The organism is Mesorhizobium sp. M4B.F.Ca.ET.017.02.2.1, assembly GCF_003998955.1.
In the GTDB taxonomy this organism is placed as follows: domain Bacteria; phylum Pseudomonadota; class Alphaproteobacteria; order Rhizobiales; family Rhizobiaceae; genus Mesorhizobium; species Mesorhizobium abyssinicae.
Window position 1 is genome coordinate 1 of sequence record NZ_RZOF01000346.1, and the last position, 6,608, is coordinate 6,608.

Here is a 6,608-nt window from a genome sequence, read left to right on the forward strand (position 1 = left end):
GCGTGCGCGACAGCAGATCGCGGCCGGTGTTGTCGGTGCCGAAGTAGAAATATTGCTGCTTGATGGCGGCACTCATCGTCACTTCGAGCCCGTCGGGCGATTTGCTATCGATCTTTGTGTCGTCGAAGGCGTCGGACCGATCGAGATAGCGGATGTAGCGGTCGTCTATCGGCTTCTTGGACGTGACCGTCACGATCACGCGGCTGCCGTCCTGGTGCCATTCCTTGATGTCGACGCGCATGCGCTTGATGGCGTCGGTCAATGCGGTCTGGATCATGTCGGGCTTGGGGTATGCCGAGAAGCTCGGCGGCGTGCGCACATAGTCGCCGTAGATCGTGGTGTATTCGTGCGGCACCAGGGATGGACCAAACACGCTGATCAGCGCGATGAAGGCAAGATAATAGAGGCTGAACATGGCGGCGCGGTTGGCCTTGAGGCGCGCCCAGGCGTCGCCCCAGAGCGAGCGGCCAACGACTGCGGGGGCTGCGGCTGCGATATCAGTCATAGCGCACCCTCGGGTCGACGACCGCGTACATGACATCGACGATCAGGTTGAAGACGATGGTGAAGATGGCGATGACCACCACAGTTCCCATGACCAACGTGTAGTCGCGGTTCAGGGCGGCATCGACGAAATAGCGGCCGACGCCCGGAATGGAAAAGATGGTCTCGACGATGACCGAGCCGGTGAGCAGCGCCGCCGCCGCCGGGCCGGTGAAGGAGACGATCGGCAGGATGGCGCCGCGCAGCGCATGCTTGACCACCACCGCCCAGTCGGACAGGCCGAGCGCGCGGGCGGTGCGGATGTGATGGGAGCGCAAGCTCTCGATCATCGAGCCGCGCATCAGCCGGGCGACGATCGCGATCTGCGGCAGCGCAAGCGTCAGCACCGGGCCAACCTTGTTGATCAGCGCGCCGTCGCCCCAGCCGCCGATCGGCAGGAGCTTCCAGGTCAGGCCGAACAGGAGCTGGATCACCGGCGCGATGACGAAAGTGGGAATTGTGCTGCCGGCCGTCGCCAGCGCGATCACGGCATAGTCGCCAAGCTTGTTCTGGTTGAGCGCGGCGACGGTGCCGAGCACGCCGCCGAGCAGCAAGGCCAGCAGCAGCGCCGAGGACCCGAGCTGGACCGAGATGGGCAGCCCCTTGGCGAACAGCTCGGTGACGGTGAAATCCGGCATGTTGTAGCTCGGGCCGAAATTGCCGCGCAAAAGGTTACCGAGATAGTGGGCATATTGCAGCCAGAGCGGATCGCCCAGCCCGAACTGAGCTTCGAGATTGGCCCTGATCTCAGGGCTCAGTCCCCGCTCCTGGTTGAACGGGCCGCCCGGCGCGACACGGATCAGGAAGAACGCCAGCGTCACGATGACGAATAGCGTCGGGATGGCGGTCAACAGCCGCCGGAAGACATAACGCAGCATCGGCGCCCCGCTTCAGCCAGGGTGACGGCTCTCCAAACGAAGACCCGCAACGCCGGCATCTCTGATCTTCGCACCGGCATTGCCGAAAATCCAACCCGACTTTCGGCCCGGTACGACGACAGACCGCGGCCGCCGCTGCCCAAAATGGCAGCGGCGGCACGGCCAAGGTTTCTTGTCAGTCCTTGGAGATGAAGCGGGACGGATGGATGTCCATCACATTGTCGTCGAAGCCATGCAGCTTCGAGGAAACGATGTCGTGGAAGCTGTAGTAGAGAAGCGGGATCTGGCCGACGTCGTCGACGAGGACGCGCTCCGCCGCGGCCAGCTCCTTCATGCGCTCCTCGGGCTTGCCGCCGGCGGCGGCTGCCTTGTCCATTGCGGCCTCATAGGCCGGGCTGTTGTAGTCGGAGTAGTTGTTGCCGCTCGCTTTGCGCGAGATGCCGAGGAAGGTTTCCGGATCCTTGTAGTCGGCGATCCAGGCGGCGCGGGCGACGTCGTAGTTACCCTTCTGCTCGAGGAAGCCGTAGTGGGTCTTGGTGTCGGTGTTGAGCAGCGTCACCTCCACGCCGAGCGGCTTCAGCTGCTCCTGGATGGCGACCGCCGTGTTCTTGTGGTTCTCCGAGGTGTTGTAGCGGATCTCCATCTTCAACGGATGCTCGGGCGTATAGCCGAGTTTCTCGAGGATCTTCTTGGCAGCGTCCTCGCGGTCGATCTGCGGCATGTCGGCGTATTTGGCCACTGCCGGCGTGTAGCCCTCGATGCCCGGAGGCACCATCGAATAGCCGGGCAGCATCGAGTTCTGCCAGACTTTCTCGGCGAGGAAGTCGCGATCGATCGCCATCGAGATGGCGTTGCGCAGCTCGACATTGTCCCACGGCGCCTTGTCGGTCTTGATCGCGTAATAGTAGGTGCCGAGATATGGACCGACGCGGACCTGGTCGCCGAACTTGGTCTTGAGATCGGCAAGCTGTTCGGTCGGCAAGTCACCATAACTGTCGAGTTCGCCGGCCTCGAAGCGCTTCATCGCAGATGAGCGATCCTCGGTCGGGATGTAGTTGACGACGTCCATTTTGACGGTGCCGGCGTCCCAGAATTTCGAATTCTTGACCAGCTTGAGATGGTCGTTGGGCACCCATTCGGCCAGCGTATAGGCGCCGTTGGAAACCAGCTTGCCCGGCTTGATCCAGTCGGCGCCGAGCTTGTCTATGGACGCCTTGTTGACCGGATAGGTCGCCTGGTGGGTCAGCATCTCCAGGAAATAGGGCGTCGGCGCCTTCAGCGTCACTTCCAGCGTGTTGGCGTCCACCGCCTTCACGCCCATGTCCTCTGCCTTGCCCTTCTTGGTGTTGAAGTCCTCAGCGCCCTTCACCGGATAGAGCATCGAGGCGTATTCGGCAGCGGTGGCCGGGTCTTCCAGCCGACGGAACGAATAGACGAAGTCTTCCGCCGTCACCGGGCTGCCATCCGACCAGAGGCCGTCCTTGCGCAGCTTGAAGGTGTAGACAGTGCCGTCGTCGGACACGGTCCAGCTTTCCGCGGCGCCCGGGATGAGGTTCGTCTTCTGGTCATGCATGACCAGGCCCTGGAACATGTCGCGTATGATATCGGCTTCGTAGACCGTCGAGGTCTTGTGCGGATCGACGGTCTCCGCCTCGGCGGCGGATCCGCGGTTGTAAACGGTCTCGGCGAAAGCCGGCGTGTAGAAGGTGCCCGCGGCCAAGGCCATGGTCGTGGCGAACACCGTCGCCTTCAGCACATTTTTCAGCATGAAGTTCTCCCTGTCGGCGCGGCCCCTCAGCCACACCTATTACGTGTTGACGCCCCTGAACCAATTTTGGTCGCTTTTGGGCGTGCCACCGATCGCTTCCGGCGGCTGGTGGCAGGACACTAGACAGACAGATATCCGATTTCAACCGAGTCGTGCTGTGTGCACGCTTGACGCTAAGTTAGCGCGCAATCGCTAAAACAGCGGCGACTTAAGCAAAAACAGGGCGTTCAACTTGCTGCACCTAGCGGTTGCTCCATCCGTTTTCTGTTTTTGCAGTGCGGATTTGGCATGCTCCGCCCTATGCTGCAGGACCCAAAAAGCCGTGTTTCGTGGTCTCGTTTCCGGGCTGACGCCGTCGGGACAACGGCGGTCGAATTCGCCATGCTGGCGCCGCTTTTCATCCTGCTTTTGCTCGGCATGGTTGCATATGGCATCTATTTCGGAGCCAGCCATTCGGTCCAGCAGATCGCCGCCGACGCGGCGCGAACGGCGATAGCCGGGCTGAACCAGACCGAGCGGCAGGCCCTGGTCACCAATTTCATCAATCACGACGTCGCCGGCTATCCGTTCGTCGACCCGCACAAGCTGACGGTCGATGCCAAGGACAGCGCCATCGACGGCAGCCAGTTCGTCGTTTCGGTCAGCTACGACGCGCGCGAGCTGCCAATCTGGAACCTGCTGGACAGCCTGCCGATGCCATCGATGACGATCAAGCGCCAATCGACGATCCGCGTCGGGGGCATATGATGCGCGCCGCTGCCGCCGCGATGCTGCGATCGGGCAGCCGGCTGATCGCCGACAGGCGCGCCAACTTCGCCGTCATGGCGGCGCTGAGCGCGCCGGTCGCGCTGGCGCTGACAGCCTTCGCCGTAGACGAAGGCGCGCTGTTCAACGAGCGCCGCGCGGCGCAGTCGATCGTCGATCTCGCGGCGATCACCGCCGCGGCCAATATCAACAATGCCGAGAAGGCAGTGCTGACTGCGCTGAAGGACAACGGCTTCAACTCGGTCGCCGTCCAGAAGCAGGGGACGACCGTCGAGCCGACGGCCAGCAAGGCGGTCGTCCAGGTGGTGCCCGGCCGCTATTCCGGCGTCAGCGCGATTGCCGCCGGAAGCCGTTTCGAGGCCGGCAAGCTGCCCTACAACGCCGTGCAGGTGTCGCTGAAGAAGAAGGGCACGCTCTATTTCGGCGCGATGATGATGAAGCCGCCGGTGATCGGAACGACGGCCACCGCCAGCGCCCAGGCGGAAGCCGCGTTCTCGGTCGGGTCGCGGCTCGCCAGCCTCAATGGCGGCGTGCTCAACGCGCTGCTCGGCGGCCTGCTCGGCACCAACATCTCGCTCAGCGTGATGGACTACAACGCGCTGATATCGGCCGATGTCGACGTGCTCTCCTTCACCGACGCGCTGGCGACGCAGCTGCATCTGACGGGCGTGAGCTATTCGGACGTGCTGGCTTCGAAGGCCACCATCGGCCAGATCGCCACCGCTATGGCCAATGTCCCGGGGCTTGACCGCACCTCCAAGCTGGCGCTGCAGGCGATGGCCGCAGGCGCCACCAACACGGTCAAGATCCCGCTCAGCCACCTCATCGATCTCGGCTCCGTCGGCAGCCTCGGCGTCGGCCAGAAGCCGGCGGGGCTTACGGTAGCGGCGAGCGCCATGAGCATGGTGACGGCGGCGGCGGCACTTGCCAACGGCACCAACCAGGTCCAGGTCAATCTCGGTGCCACAATACCGGGGCTGACCTCCACCACGCTCAGCATCGCCATCGGCGAGCCGGCGCAATCCTCGCCCTGGCTGCGGGTCGGCGAAGCCGGCACCGTGGTGCGCACCGCGCAGACCCGCATCAAGCTGAATGCCAGCGTCGGCATCGGCAACGGCAACAATGGCAGCGGCTTCGGCAATGGCAGCGGGAACGGCACCGCCGGCGTGAATTTGGGCGGCGGCATCAAGCTGCTCGCCGTCAACCTGCCGCTCAATGTCGAAGTGGCCTATGCCGAAGCGAAGCTCACCGACGTCAGCTGCCCGACCGGCCGTCCCGACAGCCTGAAGGTCACGATCGCGGCACAGCCCGGCGTCGTCGCCGCGCATCTCGCCGACACCAACGCCAACGGCTTTGCCGACTTCACCAAGCCACAATCGTTCGGCGACGCCGAAATCGCCGACGTCAGCGTCAAGCTCTTGCTGGTCAACCTCAGCCTGCTGCAGATCAACGGATCTTCGGCGTTCTCGGTCACCAACATGGCGCCGACGAACCTGACCTTCAATGCCACCGAAATCGCCGCCAAGACGATGAAGACCGTGTCGACGAAGAACCTGACGCAGTCGCTCTCCACCTCGCTGGTCAACAACCTGTCGCTGTCGGTCAAGGCGCTGGGCGCCGGCCTCGACGTCACCGCCCTGCTCGGCACCGTGAAGCCGGCGGTGGTGACGGTGCTGAACGGCGTGACCGCGCCGGTCGACAGCCTGGTCTACAACGTGCTTGGCGCGCTCGGCGTGCATGTCGGCGAAGCCGATATCCGGGTCACCGGCGGGACCTGCGGACGCTCCGTGCTGGTGCAGTAGTCAAATTGCAGAGATAATCAAATTTGCCTCTTCAAAGAGATTCAGGCCATCGAAGTCGACGTATATGGTCTGGCCTTGCACATCTATTTGATCAAGCATCGCTGAAATCGCGCCAGCGTGTTCCTTAGACAAGGATATCAATACCTTTCCGTCTTGAATCCTCACTAAGTGCTCATTCTCAGTGACAATCGTGACCTGAAAGCCAGATATCCCGCCCGAAAAATCTGCGTTGAATCCAGACGACATGTCGACAACATCGCGGAGCAACAATTTCGAAGACAGATCTCGTACCTCACGAAGCGTGCACAATACAATTACGGATGGCGGTGGCTCCCCGAACGCAACTTCGTTCGTGAATTCGATGAGCATCACCGAGCCTCGTTGGACGTTGACGGGCTGGCCGCCAAGTTGGTTCGCCCCAGAAAGCAACCCAGCGGCGGCAGTGACAATACGTCTTCGGCAATGACCGCGCCGGTGCCGAGATCGATCGCTTCAACAGGCCCAAAAGCCGGCGGCAACGCCCAATTTGCCGGCTCGTCGGCGAAGTTGAAGACGCAGACCAGGCTCTCGCCCTCACCCTCGCGGACGAAGGCAAGGACATCGCCTTCGGCATCCAGGAAGCGGATGGAGCCGCTGACCAGCGCTGGGTGCCGCTTGCGCAAGGCAAGCACCGCCCGGTAGGCGGCAAGCACCGATCCCTCCTCGCCGTTCTGGACATCCACGGCGCGGGCGCGGTGGCTGGCCGGCAGCGGCAGCCAGGGCTTGCCCGTGGTGAAGCCGCCATTGTCGGCGCCGGCTTCCCAGGCCATCGGCGTGCGGCAGCCGTCCCTGCCCTTGACGCCTGGCCAGAAG

Annotated in this window: 6 protein-coding genes and 1 pseudogene; 2 read left to right on the top strand and 5 right to left on the bottom strand. The window is 63.1% G+C overall.

Going from position 1 to position 6,608, the window contains the following annotated elements:
* The 3 genes and pseudogenes from EN738_RS28565 to EN738_RS28575 form a co-directional block, all read right to left on the bottom strand.
* A pseudogene (locus tag EN738_RS28565) lies at positions 1-505 on the bottom strand (ABC transporter permease); the annotation flags it as partial.
* Positions 498-1,421, bottom strand: coding sequence for an ABC transporter permease subunit (locus tag EN738_RS28570; RefSeq protein WP_127286579.1), 924 nt, complete (start codon positions 1,419-1,421; stop codon positions 498-500). The gene EN738_RS28570 and the pseudogene EN738_RS28565, both read right to left, overlap by 8 nt.
* Before the next feature lie 175 nt (positions 1,422-1,596).
* Positions 1,597-3,189 carry a peptide ABC transporter substrate-binding protein gene (locus EN738_RS28575; RefSeq protein ID WP_127286580.1) on the bottom strand — a complete coding sequence of 531 codons (1,593 nt, stop codon included), beginning with the start codon at positions 3,187-3,189 and terminating at the stop codon, positions 1,597-1,599.
* A gap of 381 nt (positions 3,190-3,570) precedes the next feature.
* Here EN738_RS28575 and EN738_RS28580 point away from each other — a divergent pair, with 381 nt between their 5' ends.
* Together EN738_RS28580 and EN738_RS28585 are read left to right on the top strand one after the other, a co-directional pair.
* Positions 3,571-3,936, top strand: coding sequence for a TadE/TadG family type IV pilus assembly protein (locus EN738_RS28580; RefSeq protein WP_245478389.1), 366 nt, complete (start codon positions 3,571-3,573; stop codon positions 3,934-3,936).
* Positions 3,936-5,756 (top strand): TadG family pilus assembly protein, encoded by a 1,821-nt coding sequence (locus EN738_RS28585; RefSeq protein ID WP_245494792.1) that lies wholly within the window; start codon positions 3,936-3,938, stop codon positions 5,754-5,756. The genes EN738_RS28580 and EN738_RS28585 overlap by 1 nt, the downstream gene beginning before the upstream one ends.
* Here EN738_RS28585 and EN738_RS28590 read toward each other — a convergent pair whose 3' ends face one another.
* Both EN738_RS28590 and EN738_RS28595 read right to left on the bottom strand, forming a co-directional pair.
* Positions 5,757-6,125 carry a hypothetical protein gene (locus EN738_RS28590; protein ID WP_127286582.1) on the bottom strand — a complete coding sequence of 123 codons (369 nt, stop codon included), beginning with the start codon at positions 6,123-6,125 and terminating at the stop codon, positions 5,757-5,759.
* A partial coding sequence (locus tag EN738_RS28595) for an alpha-glucosidase C-terminal domain-containing protein (RefSeq protein WP_127286583.1) occupies positions 6,125-6,608 on the bottom strand: 484 nt, incomplete at its 5' end. The genes EN738_RS28590 and EN738_RS28595, both read right to left, overlap by 1 nt.